Genomic DNA, 14,112 nt, shown 5'->3' on the forward strand with positions numbered 1-14,112 from the left:
GGCTTAGCGCCCCTCGAGCTTGGTCTGGATCAGTTGGACGAAGTGGCCGACGTTCTTCAGCGATTCCAGTTCGGCGGTGCGGAACTTGATGCCGAAGCGCTGTTCGGCGGCGACGATCAGCAGGACGTGCGCCTGGCTGTCCCAGCCATCGATGCAGTCGGCGGTGGTTTGCGCGCTGAGGACGATGTCGTCATCGTCGAACACGTCATGAAAGACCTGGGTCAGCGCCGCGAGAATGTCCTTTTCGTTCATGCTTGCACCTGGATGAAGTGGTCGAGGGGAGCGCGCGAGGCCAGCTCGTAGCGCCAGAAACTTGCATCGTGGCCGGCGCCTGCCGGGGCCGGGCGTTGCTGGAAGCCCAGCCGTGGATAATGTTCGGCCACCATGCCGTTGCGCTCGGTGGGTCGGTATTCGCCGACCAGTGCATGCCAGCCGGCTGCCGCTGCAGCATCGGCCAGGGCCTCGAGCACCGCGGCCTCGACCTGGCGGCCGAGCACGCGGCAGCTCATCAGCCAGCTGTCGATGAGCAATTCGTTCGCCTCGATGCCGGCGTCGGGGCGTGCCAGCACCACGCTGATCAGGCCGTTGTCGCCGAACTTGTCTTCCAGGCGCAGGGCCAGGGCGATGGCGCGTGGATCGCCGGCGATGCGCTCGACCTCGGCCTCGGTGTAGCGCCGCGTGGTGAGGTTGAACTGGTTGGTCTTGTTGATCAGTTGGGTGCTGCGCGCCAGTTCGGCGGGGCCGATGCGGGTAACGCGCAGGATCATGTCCAGGCCGCGCAGGTAGCCGTCCATGTCGGTGGCCTGGCCCAGCGCCGCCTTGCGCTCGGCATTGGCGGCATAGCTGCGGCCGCGGCCGGTGTCGTCGGTGGTGAAGGACGCCGCCTCGAAATAGCCGGCCGCCGCCAGCCGGGCCGGGTAGTCGGCGACGTCCTCGGGCAGTTCCGGGACCGCTACGGCGGGCAGCTCGCGGCGCACGATGTCGCGTTCGGCCGGGTTGTCGTCGACGAACACCAGGCTGTCGAGGCCGATGTCGAGCAAGGTGGCGATGCGCCGCAGGTTGCCGGCCTTGTCGTCCCAGTTGGCGATGAAGGCGGCGACATCGCCGCGGGCGATGGCCATCTCGCGGTGGGCGAACGCCGCTTCGGCCACGTCCAGGTCGTTCTTGCTGCATACCGCGAGGATCACCCCGCGGCGCGCCAGTTGCGCGGCGTAGCGCTGGAAGGCGAGGAAGGCTTCGCCGCTGGCGCTGCCCTGGCCCAGCTGGATGCCGTCGACCCCATCGTCGCCGGCCACGCCGCCCCACAGGGTGTTGTCCAGGTCCAGCACCAGGCATTTTCGCGACAGCCCGAGCGCGGCGGCGAGAACCCGCGCCAAGTGGTCGCCATAGAGCGGCGCCAGCGTCGGGCTGACCAGCTGCTTGGCCTGATGCCAGCGCACCGGGTCGGCCAGGCCATTGCCATAACCGCCGGCCTGCCAGGCGAGGTCGAGCAGCAGCACGCCGTCTTCCCGCGCGGCGTTGCGGATGGCGGCGTTCAAATGCTCGATCAGGGCCTGTGGCGAGGCGGGCACCAGGGCTTCGTAGGAGCCGAACAGCGGCGGATCGACCGGCACCAGCGTCTGTTGCACGACCTGCGCGGCGTAGCGTTCGCGGGCCCGCCGCCAGAGCAGGCGCAGCTCGTTGACACGCGCCTGCACGGCGGTATCGACCTCGGCCGGCGAAGCGTCCAGCGGCATCTGCAGCGGCGTGTCGCGGGCATCCAGGGCCAGCACCACGAGTTGCGGGGCGAAGGCGTCCAGTGCCGGGTCGTCGGCCAGCAGCGCCTGGCGATACATGCCGTAGGGCGCGACATGCAGCGTCAGCGCCAGGCGCCGCAGCAACCCGGCGACGCGAATGGCCGGCAGCAGGTGATCCACGGTGTGCGAGGCCAGCAGCGCCACACGCAGCGGCATGAGTTGCGCCGCTGCTGCATGCTCCGCCAGCCCGGCGGCGGCCAGCCGGTCCAGCCGGGCGGTGAGGGTGAAATCCCGGCGGTAGCCGGCGAGCCGGATGGCTTCGGCCAGGCGCGCCAGCGGATCGTCCAGGTGCTTGGCCTGGCCGATGGCGGCGCTGAGGTCGGGATGTGGGGGCAGCCAGGAGAGTTGTTCCATTACCAGGGACTCCTTGTCGCGGTTCAGAACTGGAAGTAGAGAAATTCGGTCGGCGCCATGGAGAAGGCGACGGCCAGGGCGAAGAACCCGAGCATTCCGACCGCCACGCCGTACGCGGGGGCGGGGCGCCAGGCGCCGAACGGCAGCCAGCGCCCGGTCCAGTGCGGCTGCGGCTGGAAATTCAGCGCGGTACGGAAATGCCCCATCCACTGCTGAATGTTCGGCATGCCCCAGACGAACAGCAGCAGCGCGGCGATGTAGACGAAGTCGGAACGGTCCATCTGCGTGCTGACCGGGCTCAGCCCGAGCATGCCGGCGAGTACGGCCAGCGCCGCCGGCACGTCGGCGGCGCGGAAGAACACCATCGCCACCACCACGCAGAGGAAGGTCAGCAGCACCGCCGGCAGCCGATGCCACCAGAGGTCGCTGTCCAGCTGGCGCCCGTGGCTCACCTTCCAGGCACGCCAGCCATGGGCGACCACCAGGTAGAAACCGTGCAACAGGCCGAACACGACGAACTGCCAGCCGGCGCCGTGCCAGATGCCGGAGATGAACATGGTGAAGACGGTCGGATAGGCGACCAGGGCGAAGAAGGTTCCGGCGGTCATCCTGCCGCGCCGCGGTTGCGGCTTGCCGGCTGCCATCCGCGCGCGGGTCACGCGCAGCACGATGGGGTTGTAGATGTAGGCGGTGAGAAAGCGCGTCAGCGTCATGTGCCAGCGCGACCAGTAGTCGATGACGTTGCGTGCCTTGAACGGGCTGTTGAAGTTCGCCGGCAGGCTGATGCCGAACAGCAGGGCCAGGCCGATGGCCATGTCGCTGTAGCCGGAGAAGTCGAAGTAGATCTGCAGGGTGTAGGTCAGTGCCCCGGTCCAGGCGTCGTAGAAGGATGGAATCGAGCCATCGACGGCGAGGCTGAACACCGGTGTCGCCTTCAGCGCCAGGGTGTCGGCGATCACCACTTTCTTGAACAGCCCCAACAGGAAGATCGTCGCACCCAGGGAGAGGTTGTCCAGCCGGGCGCGAAAGGTAGCGCGTTCGCGGAACTGGGCGAGCATCTCGCCGTGGTGGGTGATCGGCCCGGCGATCAGCTGCGGGAAGAAACTGATGAACAGGCAGTAGTTGGCGAAGCCGTGCTCCTCCACCACGCCGTCGTGGGCATCGACCAGATAGGCGATCTGCTGGAAGGTGAAGAAGGAGATGGCCAGCGGCAGGATGATGTCGTGCACGCGCCAGCCGAGTTCGAAGGCTTCGTCGAGGTTGCCGAAGAGAAAACCGGTGTACTTGTAGTAGCCGAGCAGTAGCACATTGGCGGCCACCGCCAGGCCGAGCACCAGGCGTGAGGGGTGCTGGCGCAGATAGCCGCCAAGCAGGTAGTTGAACAGCATGCTGCCGGCCAGCAGCGGCACGTAGGCCGGGTTCCACCAGCCATAGAAGACCAGCGACAGGACGGTCAGCCAGATGACCGCGAGGCGCTGCCGGCCTGAGCCGGTCAGCACGAAGAATCCGATCAGCACCAGCGGGAGAAATCCCGCGATGAACTCCACAGAATTGAAAAGCATCTTCCTTAATCCCTGTTCAGCGTATGTGCTCAACGCTGCCCAGGCCGCCTGTGGGGCGGGCGATCCATCCTGTTCGGTAACCGTCTACTACCGTCGCGGCACTGCGCCCGCCCTTGGCGGGTGCCGCGGCATCCTCGGTCCTTCGCCGGATGCTTCGCTCGGGTCATCGGCCACCCGGCCGGTACCCCCTGAGCTCCTCTGGCTCCGACTTGGAGCTGTAAGCAAAAGTTTCAGCGTTCCGTGCGCCACCGGGCGCTTTCCCGGCTCTGGCCGGCAACCCCGCGAACGGCCTGGCCTGCAGCGGCCGGCCTTTCGTCGGCGAGCCATCCCGGGCGTTCCGTTGTGGACAAGCGTTGGGGGCGCTGGCGGCAGCGTTCAAGCCGACATGCCGTTGCCGGCCAGGCCTGTCAGAGCACGCTGGGCGTGGCCTGCTGGCACCCGGGCTGTTCGTCGGGCTGCTGCTCGGCCGGCGGCTGTTCGAGCTTGCGCTGCAGGTGGCGGATGGTGCGTTTGAGGCGGTGCACCTTGTCTTCCAGCTGGAAGACCTTGCGGTGGTTATAGAACATGCCCAGCACGAACCCCAGCGAAGTGAAGACCAGGCTATAGATGAGTGCGGCGTCGTAGAGATAGCTGGAAAACATCCTGTCGTCCTTCTTGTTGTGGCGACCGCCTACATCCCGGAGGCGGGGCGATCGCAGGTGACCCTGATATCGATCAGCCACCTTGAGACAGGGCGCACATTGGAAACGTTCCCGGATGCTGCTCGTCCTGCCGCAACCCGTGGGGGGCAGCCTGGGTCAGCGGGAAATGGCGGACATCGCGATGGCCGCGGCGGCGGTCCGGGTTTCCACGCCGAGCTTCACGTAGACGTGTTCCAGGTGCTTGTTCACCGTGCGCGGGCTGAGGCCGAGGATGTCGCCGATGTCGCGGTTGGTCTTGCCGCAGGAGACCCAGTGCAGCACTTCCACCTCCCGCCCGGTCAGCTGGAAGCGCTGGGTCAGCATCGCCTGGACCTGTTGTTCGTCCGGTGGCGCCTGCAACTGCTGCGAGGTCTGGCGGGCGCTCTGCAGGGCGCGCGCGGTACGCAGGTGGGCGGCCACCCGGGCCAGCACCTGTTCCGGGTGGATGGGCTTGGTCACGTAGTCGATGCCGCCGGCCTCGAAGCCTTCGAGCACGTGTTCGCTTTCGGTCAGGGCGGTCATGAACAGCACCGGCACGTCTTCCAGCTCCGCCTGGGCCTTGATCCGGCGGCAGGTCTCGAAGCCGTCGAGCCCCGGCATCATGGCGTCGAGCAGGACGATGTCGGGTTTCAGGCGCTGCATGCGCTCCAGTGCGCTGAGGCCGTCGAGCGCCACCAGCACCATGTAGCCGGCCTGGTCGAGGGCGCCCGACAGCAGGGCGAGGTTGTCGGGGACGTCATCGACGATCATCACGACGCCCTGGGTCTGCGGATGATCAACTGGATGCATGGCTGTTCTCCATGGGGGGCGGGCTTTCGGCGGCCTGCAGCGCTTGGTCGAGGCGCCGACCCAGCTCGTCGAGCTGGAAACGCCTGGCCAGCTGGCGCAATGCCTCGATCTGCTGGGCGGCGGCGGGTTCGTCGCGCTCCAGCTGGTCGAGCAGTTGCAACACGCCGCGCAGGTAACCCAGCGAAGCCTGTTGCTGGAGCGCCAGCAGGGCCGCCGCCGGCAGGCCGGCGGGGCGGGGCCTGGGCTGGCCCGCATCGCGCCGGATCCATTCCAGCGCCAGCTGCTGCCTGATCTTGTCCAGCAGGATCGGCGCGTGCACCGGCTTGGGCAGGTAGTCGTTGCAGTCGGCGGCCACGCTGGAGCCGTCGACGAAGGCATTGGCCGAGATGACGATGATCGGCGCCGTCGAGCCGATGGAGCGGCGAATCAGCGCGGCGGTCTGCCAGCCGTCCAGCTGCGGCATGGACAGGTCCATCAGGATCAGGTCGGGATTGTGCAGCGACACCTGGCTCAGCGCCTCCTGGCCGTTGGCTGCCATCAGGACCTCGAAGCCCAGCGGCTCGAGCATGCCGGCCAGCACCCGGCGGTGCTCGATATGGTCGTCGACCACCAGCACGCGCCGGCGCGGACCGAGGTAGCCGACGATGTCGTGCTCGACGTGCACCACCGCCTGCGGCACGCGCACCTCGGAGAGGAACAGCCGCAGCTGGAACACGGTGCCGCGTCCTTGCTCGCTCTTCACCGACAGCTCGCCGCCCATCAGCGCGGTCAGCATGCGGGTGATGGTCAGGCCGAGGCCCAGTCCGTTGTCCTGGCGCAGCGGATCGCCGCGCTCGAAGGGCTGGAACAGCCGCTCGACCTGCTCGGGGGGGATGCCGATGCCGGTGTCGGCGATCTCGAAGGTGGCGGTCTCGCGCAGGTAGCTGGTGCGCAGGCTGATACTGCCGGCGTCGGTGTAGCGCACGGCGTTGCCGAGCAGGTTGATGAGGATCTGCCGCACGCGCTTCTCGTCGCCGCGCACCACGGCGGGCATGCGGCCCTGGCTTTCGAAGTGGAAGCGCAGGCCCTTTTCCTCGGCCTGCGGCGCGAACATCTGGCGCAGCTGGACGAGGAATTCCGGGAAGGCGATCTCCGAAGGCTCGAGGTTGAGCTTGCCGGCCTCGATCCGGGCCACGTCGAGCAGGCCGTCGATCAACGACAGCAGGTGCGCGCCGCTGCGGTGGATGGTGCCCAGGGCATCCTTGTGCCGGGTCGCCATCGCCGTATCGCGCAGCAGGATCTGCGCGTAGCCGAGGATGCTGTTGAGCGGCGTGCGCAGCTCGTGGGAGAGGCCGGTGACGTAGCGGCTCTTGGCGGCATTGGCAGCCTCGGAAGCTTCCTTGGCCTTTTGCAGCTGCTCGTCGGTCTTGCGGTGGGCCTCGATCTCCTGCATCAGCAGGTGGGTCTGGCGGTCGGATTCCTCCTGGGCGACGCGGCGGCTCTCGCGCGTCAGCACCACCCACCAGGCGAGGATTCCGGCGAACAGCGACAGCGTCAGGAAGGCCTTGATGAAGGCCTGGTAGAGGCTTTCGCCGGCCTCCCGGGAACCCGCCGCGACGCCCGGCGAGACCTGGCTGTAGATCAGCCAGAGCGCCAGCGAGAGCAGCCCGACGATCAGCCCGAGCACGCCGAGATACTGCGCCAGGCGCGTGTGCAGGCGAGGGATGGAGACCTGCGGGAAGACCCAGCGGAGGAGGTTTTCCCATTGCGCGGAGAAGCGCGCGTCGGGCTTGCAAAGGTCGCCGCAGCGGGCATCGAGCGAGCAGCACAGCGAGCAGATCGGCGCGCCGTAGGCCGGGCAGAAGGCTGTGTCCGGCTCCTCGAAGGCATTGCTGCACAGCACGCAGGCGACCTTGCCGCGCACGCTGTAGGGGTAGAGCAACTGCGGCTGGCGTTGCCGCGCGATGTAGTAACGCCCGCCGGTGAGCCAGGCGATCAGCGGCGCGCAGACCAGCGCCGTGCCCAGCGCGATGATCGGCGAGGCCGCCTGGGCCAGCGCGCCGAGGGCGCCGCTGTGGGCGAGGATGGCCAGCAGCGAGGCGATCAGCATGGCGCCGACGCCCACCGGGTTGATGTCGTAGAGGTGCGCGCGCTTGAATTCAATCTCCCGCGGCGACAGGCCCAACGGCTTGTTGATCACCAGGTCCGCCACCAGCGCGCCGATCCAGGCGATGGCGACGTTGGCGTAGAGCCCGAGCACCTGCTCGATGGCCTCGAACACGCCGAGCTCCATCAGCATCAGCGCGATCGACACGTTGAACACCAGCCAGACCACCCGGCCGGGGTGACTGTGGGTGACGCGGGCGAAGAAGTTCGACCAGGCCAGCGAGCCGGCGTAGGCGTTGGTCACGTTGATCTTCACCTGCGAGACGATGACGAACAGCACCATCGCGCCCAGCGCCCATTCCGGCGAGGCGAACACGTAGCTGAAGGCCATCAGGTACATCTGCGTCGGCTCGGCTGCCTTGTCCAGCGGGATCTCGTGCTGCAGCGCGAGGAAGGCGAGGAAGGCGCCGGCGAGCATCTTCAGCGCGCCGGGGACGATCCAGCCGGGGCCGGCGGCGAGCATCGCCAGCCACCAGCGGCGGCGGTTGTGGCGGGTCTTCTCCGGCAGGAAGCGCAGGTAGTCGACCTGCTCGCCGATCTGCGTGATCAGCGCCAGCGCCACGGTGCAGGCGGCGCCGAACGACAGCAGGTTGAACGCGCCGCCATCGGCCTCGCGGCCGGCGAAGCTGGTCAGGTCGGCCAGCGCCCCGGGGTTCTTGGCGATGACGAAGGCATAGGGCAGCAGCAACAGCGCCAGCCAGACCGGCTGCGTCCACAGTTGCAGGCGGTTGATCAGGGTGATGCCGTAGGTCACCAGCGGCACGATGATGATCGAGCAGACCACGTAGGCCAGCGCCAGCGGGAGGGCGAAGTACAGCTCCAGCGCCAGCGCCATGATCGCCGCCTCGAGGGCGAAGAACAGGAAGGTGAAGCTGGCGTAGATCAGCGAGGTGATGGTCGAGCCGAAGTAGCCGAAGCCGGCGCCGCGGGTCAGCAGGTCCATGTCCACGCCGTAGCGCGCGGCGTAGTAGCTGATCGGCAGGCTGGTGAGGAAGATCACCAGGGCCACGGCGAGGATCGCCCAGAGGGTGTTGGTGAACCCGTAGGAAAGCGCCAGGGTACCGCCGATGGCCTCCAGGGCGAGGAACGACACCGCGCCGAGGGCGGTGTTGGCGATGCGGAATTCCGACCACTTGCGGAACGACTTGGGAGTGAAGCGCAGGGCGTAGTCTTCCAGCGTCTCGTCGGCGACCCAGCTGTTGTAGTCGCGGCGGATCTTGACGATGCGCTGTGTTCCTGTGAGTTGCACGCGGGCGGCCCCGGCTGATGGTCGTTTCATGGGTCAAGCAACTTCCGTGCCCCGTGCGGCACTGCCTGGCATTGAACGGCGGGCTGCGTGCCAGACGTCTGCGCAGCGGCGCTCCGCCGCCGCGTGGCAGCGGGCAGGTGCGCATGCGCGGTCGTGCTCCATACGGGCGCAAGGATGCACCAGCAACGCTCCGGCGCGGATACGTCAGATGACGTACCCCTTTACGTCATCCTGCGTATACCCCGGCCCGCCCGCCGAGCCCATTCTTGCTCCCGACCCGATGCCGGCCCGCAGCCGCGAGGCTGCCGCAAGCCATGCACGGCCCACCGAGACAGGAGCATTCATCATGGATTCAAAACTGACGGGTTCGTCACGCCGCCTTCCCCGCCGGCTCGCGCAGGGGGCTGCAGCACTCTCGCTGCTGGCGATGAGCATCTTCGCCTCGACCGCCAGCGCCGAGGTCAACACCACCGGGCTGGCCGTCACCGATACGGAAGTGGTGGTCGGCCAGCTGCATTCGGCCACCGGCACCATGGCCATTTCCGAGACCGGCTCGATCCAGGCCGAGCGCCTGGCCATCGAGCAGATCAACGCCGCGGGCGGCATCCTCGGCCGGCAGATCAAGGTGATCCAGGAAGACGGCGCCTCCGACTGGCCGACCTTCGCCGAGAAGGCCAAGAAGCTGCTGGAACGCGACAAGGTCGCCGCGGTGTTCGGCTGCTGGACCTCGGCCTCGCGCAAGGCGGTGCTGCCGATCTTCGAGCGCGAGAACGGCCTGCTCTACTACCCGACCTTCTATGAAGGACTGGAGCAGTCGAAGAACGTCGTCTACACCGGCCAGGAGGCGACCCAGCAGATCCTCGCCGGGCTCGACTGGGTCGCCAAGGAGAAGGGCGCCAAGACCTTCTACCTGCTCGGCTCGGACTACATCTGGCCGCGCACCTCGATGAAGATCGCCCGCAAGCACATCGAGAACGTGCTCGGCGGCAAGGTGGTGGGCGAGGAGTACTACCCGCTGGGCAACACCCAGTTCGGCTCGCTGACCAACAAGATCAAGCTGAAGAAGCCCGACGTGATCTTCGCCGCGGTGGTCGGCGGCTCCAACGTCGCCTTCTACAAGCAGCTCAAGGCCGCCGGCATCACCGCGGACAAGCAGACCCTGCTGACCCTGTCGGTCACCGAGGACGAGCTGCTGGGCATCGGCGGCGAGAACATGGCCGGCTTCTACGCCTCGATGAAGTACTTCCAGAGTCTGGACAACCCGAACAACGCCGAATTCGTCAAGGCCTTCAAGGCCAAGTACGGCAGCGACGCGGTGATCGGCGACGTGACCCAGGCCGCCTACCTCGGCCCCTGGCTGTGGAAGGCCGCGGTGGAGAAGGCCGGCAGCTTCGACGTCGACAAGGTGGTCGCCGCCTCCAGGGACATCGAGCTGAACACCGCTCCCGAAGGCTACGTCAAGGTGCACGAGAACCATCACCTGTGGAGCAAGACCCGCATCGGCCAGGTGCAGGCCGACGGCCAGTTCCAGGTGGTCTACGAGTCCGATCTGATCGAACCCAACCCGTTCCCGAAGGGCTATCAGTAACGGCAGCTTGAAGCGGAAAGCCTGAAGCTGGAAGCAAAAGCAATCTGCTCTTAGCTTCCAGCTTTCGGCTTGCGGCCTTCTCTTACGATTCAGGAGACCATCATGGAATGGCTAACGGAGTTCGGTGCCATCGCGGCCATGCAGGGCTTCAACGGGCTGTCGGTGTTCTGCGTGCTGCTGCTGATGGCGCTCGGCCTGGCGATCATCTTCGGCCAGATGGGGGTGATCAACATGGCCCACGGCGAGTTCCTCACCGTCGGCGCCTACACCACCTATCTCGTCTCGGTGCTGACGCTCAAATATATGCCCGAGCTGCAGCCCTACTACTTCTTCGTCGCCATCGTGCTGTCCTTCGTCATCGCCGGGGCGCTGGGCTGGCTGGCCGAATGGGCACTGATCAGCAAGCTCTACCAGCGCCCGCTGGACACGCTGCTGGCCACCTGGGGGCTGTCGCTGGTGATGCAGCAGGCGTTTCGCTCGATCTTCGGCGCGCGCGAGGTCAGCGCCAGCATGCCGGACTGGCTGATGGGCTCGTTCAACCCCACCGACGCCATCGACATTCCGCGCAACGGCCTGTTCGTGATGGCCGTGACGCTGCTGCTGACCGCGGCGATCTTCTTCCTGCTGTACCGCTCGCGCTGGGGCCTGCAGGTGCGCGCCACGGTGCAGAACCGGGTGATGAGCCGCGCGGTGGGGATCAACACGAAGAAGGTCGACCGCATGACCTTCGCCCTCGGCTGCGGCGTGGCCGGGGTCGCTGGCGCGGCCTTCACCACCATCGGCTCGACCGGGCCGACCTCCGGCTCGCTGTACATCGTCGACACCTTCCTGGTGGTGGTCTTCGGCGGCGCCGCCAGCCTGTTTGGCACTATCGCCTCGGCGTTCTCCATCGCCCAGACGCAATCGATCGCCGAGTTCTTCATCAGCGGCTCGATGGCCAAGGTGCTGACCCTGTCGGCGGTGATCCTGATCCTGATGCTGCGCCCGCAGGGGCTGTTCTCGATCAAGGTGCGCAAATGATGGGCTGTTTTCTTGTGGGGATGGCGAACGACGTGAGGACCAGGGCATGAAGACGACGACACTCGATAAATTCCTCGGCGGCAAGCAGGGGGGCATCGGCCTGCTGATCCTCGCCGCGCTGATTCTGGTGGTGTTCCCGCTGGTGCTGGATGCCTTCCGCCTGAACATGGTCGGCAAGTACCTGACCTACGCCTTCGTCGCCGTGGGGCTGGTGCTGTGCTGGGGCTATGGCGGCATTCTCAGCCTCGGCCAGGGCATCTTCTTCGGCCTCGGCGGCTACTGCATGGCGATGTTCCTCAAGCTCGAGGCGTCGGACCCGGAGAGCACCCGCATCCAGTCCACGCCCGGCATTCCGGACTTCATGGACTGGAACCAGCTCACCGAGCTGCCGTTGTTCTGGCAACCGTTCCAGAGCTTCGGCTTCACCCTGGTCGCGGTGGTGGCGGTGCCGGCGATCCTCGCGCTGATCATCGGCATGGCGATGTTCAAGCGCCGCGTGGGCGACGTGTACTTCTCCATCGTCACCCAGGCCATCGCGGCGATCCTGACCATCCTGATCATCGGCCAGCAGGGCCTGACCGGCGGGGTCAACGGCATCACCGACCTGAAGACCCTGCTCGGCTGGGACATCCGCAGCCACGAGGCGAAGACCATCCTCTACTTCGTCAACGCCGCGCTGCTGCTGGGCTGCATCCTGCTCGGCCGCTTCATCCTCGCCTCCAAGCTCGGCCGCCTGCTGATGGCCATGCGCGACAAGGAGGAGCGGGTGCGTTTCTCCGGCTACGACGTGGCCAGCTTCAAGATCTTCGTGTTCTGCGTGGCGGCGAGCTTCTCGGCCATCGGCGGGGCGATGTTCACCCTGCAGGTGGGCTTCATGTCGCCGAGCTTCGTCGGCATCGTGCCGTCGATCGAGATGGTCATCTTCGCCGCCGTTGGTGGGCGCATGTCGCTGCTTGGCGCGGTGTACGGCGCGCTGCTGGTGAACTACGGCAAGACGGTGTTCTCCGAGAGCTTCCCGGAGCTGTGGCTGTACTTCATGGGCGGGCTGTTCATCGCCGTGGTCATGTACTTCCCCAACGGCCTGGCTGGTCTCTGGCAGAGCCATGGCCGCAAGTGGCTGGCGCGCTTGCGCCTGCCGGACCGGCGGCGACCAGCGACGGCGCAACCCGTCGAGCAGCAGTCGACCTTGGGCGCCGGAATGATCGATGCGGTTCCCGCCAAGCAACTGGAGAGCACCCCATGAGTGGATTTCAGATGCCCAAACCGGTGCTGGCCATCGAAGGCCTGACGGTTTCCTTCGACGGCTTCAAGGCGGTCGACGACCTCAATCTCTACCTGGACCGCAACGAGGTGCGCGTGGTGATCGGCCCCAACGGCGCTGGCAAGACCACGGTGCTCGACCTGATCTGCGGCAAGACCAAGGCCAGCGGTGGCTCGATCCAGTTCGACGGCCGCGAGCTGACGAAGATGAAGGAGTTCGACATCGTCCGCGCCGGGGTCGGGCGCAAGTTCCAGAATCCCTCGATCTACGAGAACCTCAGCGTGTTCGAGAACCTGGAAATGTCCTACCCGGCCGGGCGCAAGGTGTTCGGCGCGCTGTTCTTCAAGCGCAGCGCCGAGGTGGTGGCGCGGGTCGAGGAGATCGCCGCGGAAATCGGCCTGGCCAACCAGTTGCACGACGAGGCCGGGCTGCTCTCCCACGGGCAGAAGCAGTGGCTGGAGATCGGCATGCTGCTGATGCAGGACCCGGCGCTGCTGATGCTCGACGAACCTGTGGCGGGCATGAGCGTCAGCGAGCGGGCGCAGACCGCCGAGCTGCTCAAGCGCATCAGCCAGGGCCGCTCGGTGCTGGTGATCGAGCACGACATGGAGTTCGTCAAGAGCATCGCGCACAAGGTCACGGTGCTGCACCAGGGCAAGGTCCTGGCCGAGGGCAGCATGGAGGCGGTGCAGAGCAATCCCAAGGTGATCGAGGTGTACCTGGGGCATTGAGGCGGTGCGGGCCCTGGCAACGCGTGGATAACGCTTCGCGGTTATCCACCCTACGCCGGGCCAACCGTAGGGTGGACATCGCCGCAGGCATGTCCACGCGTGTCGCCCAACAGGCACAAAAAAGGAGTTCAGCATGTTCCAGATCAGCAATCTCGCCTCCGGCTACGGCCAGAGCCAGATCCTTCACGACCTCGAGCTGAAGGTCGACAAGCAGGAAATCGTCGCGGTCATGGGCCGCAACGGCATGGGCAAGACCACGCTGTTCAAGACCCTGATGGGCATCGTGCCGCAGATGGCCGGCAGCGTGAAGGTCGACGGCCAGGAGGTCGCCGGGCTGGAGACCCACCAGCGGGTGGCCAGCGGCGTCGCCTACGTGCCCCAGGGGCGGATGATCTTCCCCAGCATGACCGTGCTGGAAAACATCCAGACCGGCCTGCCGGCCTCGGCCGGCGGCCAGGTGCCGGAGGACCTCTACGCGCTGTTCCCGGTGCTGCACGAGATGCGCAAGCGCAAGGGCGGCAACCTCTCCGGCGGCCAGCAGCAACAGCTGGCCATCGCCCGCGCGCTGGCGACCAATCCCAAGGTGCTGCTGCTGGACGAGCCCACCGAGGGCATCCAGCCGTCGATCATCAAGGACATCGCCCGCACGCTGAAGGAAATCCGCAACTTGCGCGACCTGACCATCGTGGTGTCCGAGCAGGTGCTGTCCTTCACCATGGAGATCGCCGACCGCTTCCTGGTGATCGAGAAGGGCCGCTTCGTGCTCGAGGAAAGCGCGGCCAATGCCGATGAGGCGACCATCAGCCGCTATCTGTCGGTCTGAACAGCAGCCGCAAGCTTCAAGCCGCACGCTACAAGCGAGAGCCGAGGTACTGCGCAACCGCAGGGCCTCGGCTTTTGTCTTTCTCGCCGTTTACAGCTTGCCGCTGCCCTACGT

The 14,112-nt window shown here is 66.7% G+C and carries 11 protein-coding genes; 5 read left to right on the plus strand and 6 right to left on the minus strand.

The genetic code is table 11. The features are described 5' to 3' along the window. Positions 1 to 3 precede the first annotated feature (3 nt). From CXK94_RS03970 to CXK94_RS03995, 6 genes are all read right to left on the minus strand, one after another. A complete protein-coding gene (locus CXK94_RS03970) occupies positions 4 to 252 on the minus strand; it encodes an acyl carrier protein (RefSeq protein ID WP_037037654.1) in 249 nt (82 codons plus the stop codon). Further along, complete coding sequence (locus CXK94_RS03975; RefSeq protein WP_102893375.1) at positions 249 to 2,150, minus strand: HAD-IIIC family phosphatase; 1,902 nt, start codon at positions 2,148 to 2,150, stop codon at positions 249 to 251. Before CXK94_RS03975 ends, CXK94_RS03970 begins: the two co-directional genes overlap by 4 nt. Positions 2,151 to 2,173: 23 nt before the next feature. After that, the gene (locus tag CXK94_RS03980; protein ID WP_102893376.1) at positions 2,174 to 3,712 is read right to left on the minus strand and encodes an MBOAT family O-acyltransferase; all 1,539 of its coding nucleotides are present in this window, start codon (positions 3,710 to 3,712) and stop codon (positions 2,174 to 2,176) included. A gap of 407 nt (positions 3,713 to 4,119) precedes the next feature. After that, positions 4,120 to 4,353 (minus strand): hypothetical protein, encoded by a 234-nt coding sequence (locus tag CXK94_RS03985; protein ID WP_102893377.1) that lies wholly within the window; start codon positions 4,351 to 4,353, stop codon positions 4,120 to 4,122. Positions 4,354 to 4,509: 156 nt separating this feature from the next. Next, the gene (locus CXK94_RS03990) at positions 4,510 to 5,181 is read right to left on the minus strand and encodes a response regulator (protein WP_037037662.1); all 672 of its coding nucleotides are present in this window, start codon (positions 5,179 to 5,181) and stop codon (positions 4,510 to 4,512) included. Next, on the minus strand, positions 5,168 to 8,605 hold the full coding sequence (locus tag CXK94_RS03995) for an ATP-binding protein (protein ID WP_272888614.1): 3,438 nt from the start codon (positions 8,603 to 8,605) through the stop codon (positions 5,168 to 5,170). Before CXK94_RS03995 ends, CXK94_RS03990 begins: the two co-directional genes overlap by 14 nt. A gap of 397 nt (positions 8,606 to 9,002) precedes the next feature. Between CXK94_RS03995 and urtA the strand changes: the two genes are divergently transcribed. From urtA to urtE, 5 genes are all read left to right on the plus strand, one after another. Continuing rightward, positions 9,003 to 10,163, plus strand: coding sequence for an urea ABC transporter substrate-binding protein (urtA, locus tag CXK94_RS04000; protein WP_423835236.1), 1,161 nt, complete (start codon positions 9,003 to 9,005; stop codon positions 10,161 to 10,163). Between the two features lie 102 nt (positions 10,164 to 10,265). Then, on the plus strand, positions 10,266 to 11,183 hold the full coding sequence (gene urtB / locus CXK94_RS04005; protein ID WP_102893380.1) for an urea ABC transporter permease subunit UrtB: 918 nt from the start codon (positions 10,266 to 10,268) through the stop codon (positions 11,181 to 11,183). A gap of 46 nt (positions 11,184 to 11,229) precedes the next feature. Beyond that, on the plus strand, positions 11,230 to 12,426 hold the full coding sequence (gene urtC / locus CXK94_RS04010; protein WP_102893381.1) for an urea ABC transporter permease subunit UrtC: 1,197 nt from the start codon (positions 11,230 to 11,232) through the stop codon (positions 12,424 to 12,426). Continuing rightward, positions 12,423 to 13,175 (plus strand): urea ABC transporter ATP-binding protein UrtD, encoded by a 753-nt coding sequence (gene urtD, locus CXK94_RS04015; RefSeq protein WP_102893382.1) that lies wholly within the window; start codon positions 12,423 to 12,425, stop codon positions 13,173 to 13,175. Before urtC ends, urtD begins: the two co-directional genes overlap by 4 nt. A gap of 133 nt (positions 13,176 to 13,308) precedes the next feature. Further along, positions 13,309 to 13,998, plus strand: coding sequence for an urea ABC transporter ATP-binding subunit UrtE (gene urtE / locus CXK94_RS04020; RefSeq protein WP_037037668.1), 690 nt, complete (start codon positions 13,309 to 13,311; stop codon positions 13,996 to 13,998). Positions 13,999 to 14,112: the final 114 nt, after the last annotated feature.

The organism is Stutzerimonas stutzeri (assembly GCF_002890915.1).
Classification (GTDB): domain Bacteria; phylum Pseudomonadota; class Gammaproteobacteria; order Pseudomonadales; family Pseudomonadaceae; genus Stutzerimonas; species Stutzerimonas stutzeri_AF.

Bases quoted from the DNA above. Each gene is read 5' to 3' on its own strand.
- CXK94_RS03970 (WP_037037654.1), bottom strand. From the start codon at position 252: ATGAACGAAAAGGACATTCTCGCGGCGCTGACCCAGGTCTTTCATGAC.
- CXK94_RS03975 (WP_102893375.1), bottom strand. From the start codon at position 2,150: ATGGAACAACTCTCCTGGCTGCCCCCACATCCCGACCTCAGCGCCGCC.
- CXK94_RS03980 (WP_102893376.1), bottom strand. From the start codon at position 3,712: ATGCTTTTCAATTCTGTGGAGTTCATCGCGGGATTTCTCCCGCTGGTG.
- CXK94_RS03985 (WP_102893377.1), bottom strand. From the start codon at position 4,353: ATGTTTTCCAGCTATCTCTACGACGCCGCACTCATCTATAGCCTGGTC.
- CXK94_RS03990 (WP_037037662.1), bottom strand. From the start codon at position 5,181: ATGCATCCAGTTGATCATCCGCAGACCCAGGGCGTCGTGATGATCGTC.
- CXK94_RS03995 (WP_272888614.1), bottom strand. From the start codon at position 8,605: ATGAAACGACCATCAGCCGGGGCCGCCCGCGTGCAACTCACAGGAACA.
- urtA (WP_423835236.1), top strand. From the start codon at position 9,003: ATGAGCATCTTCGCCTCGACCGCCAGCGCCGAGGTCAACACCACCGGG.
- urtB (WP_102893380.1), top strand. From the start codon at position 10,266: ATGGAATGGCTAACGGAGTTCGGTGCCATCGCGGCCATGCAGGGCTTC.
- urtC (WP_102893381.1), top strand. From the start codon at position 11,230: ATGAAGACGACGACACTCGATAAATTCCTCGGCGGCAAGCAGGGGGGC.
- urtD (WP_102893382.1), top strand. From the start codon at position 12,423: ATGAGTGGATTTCAGATGCCCAAACCGGTGCTGGCCATCGAAGGCCTG.
- urtE (WP_037037668.1), top strand. From the start codon at position 13,309: ATGTTCCAGATCAGCAATCTCGCCTCCGGCTACGGCCAGAGCCAGATC.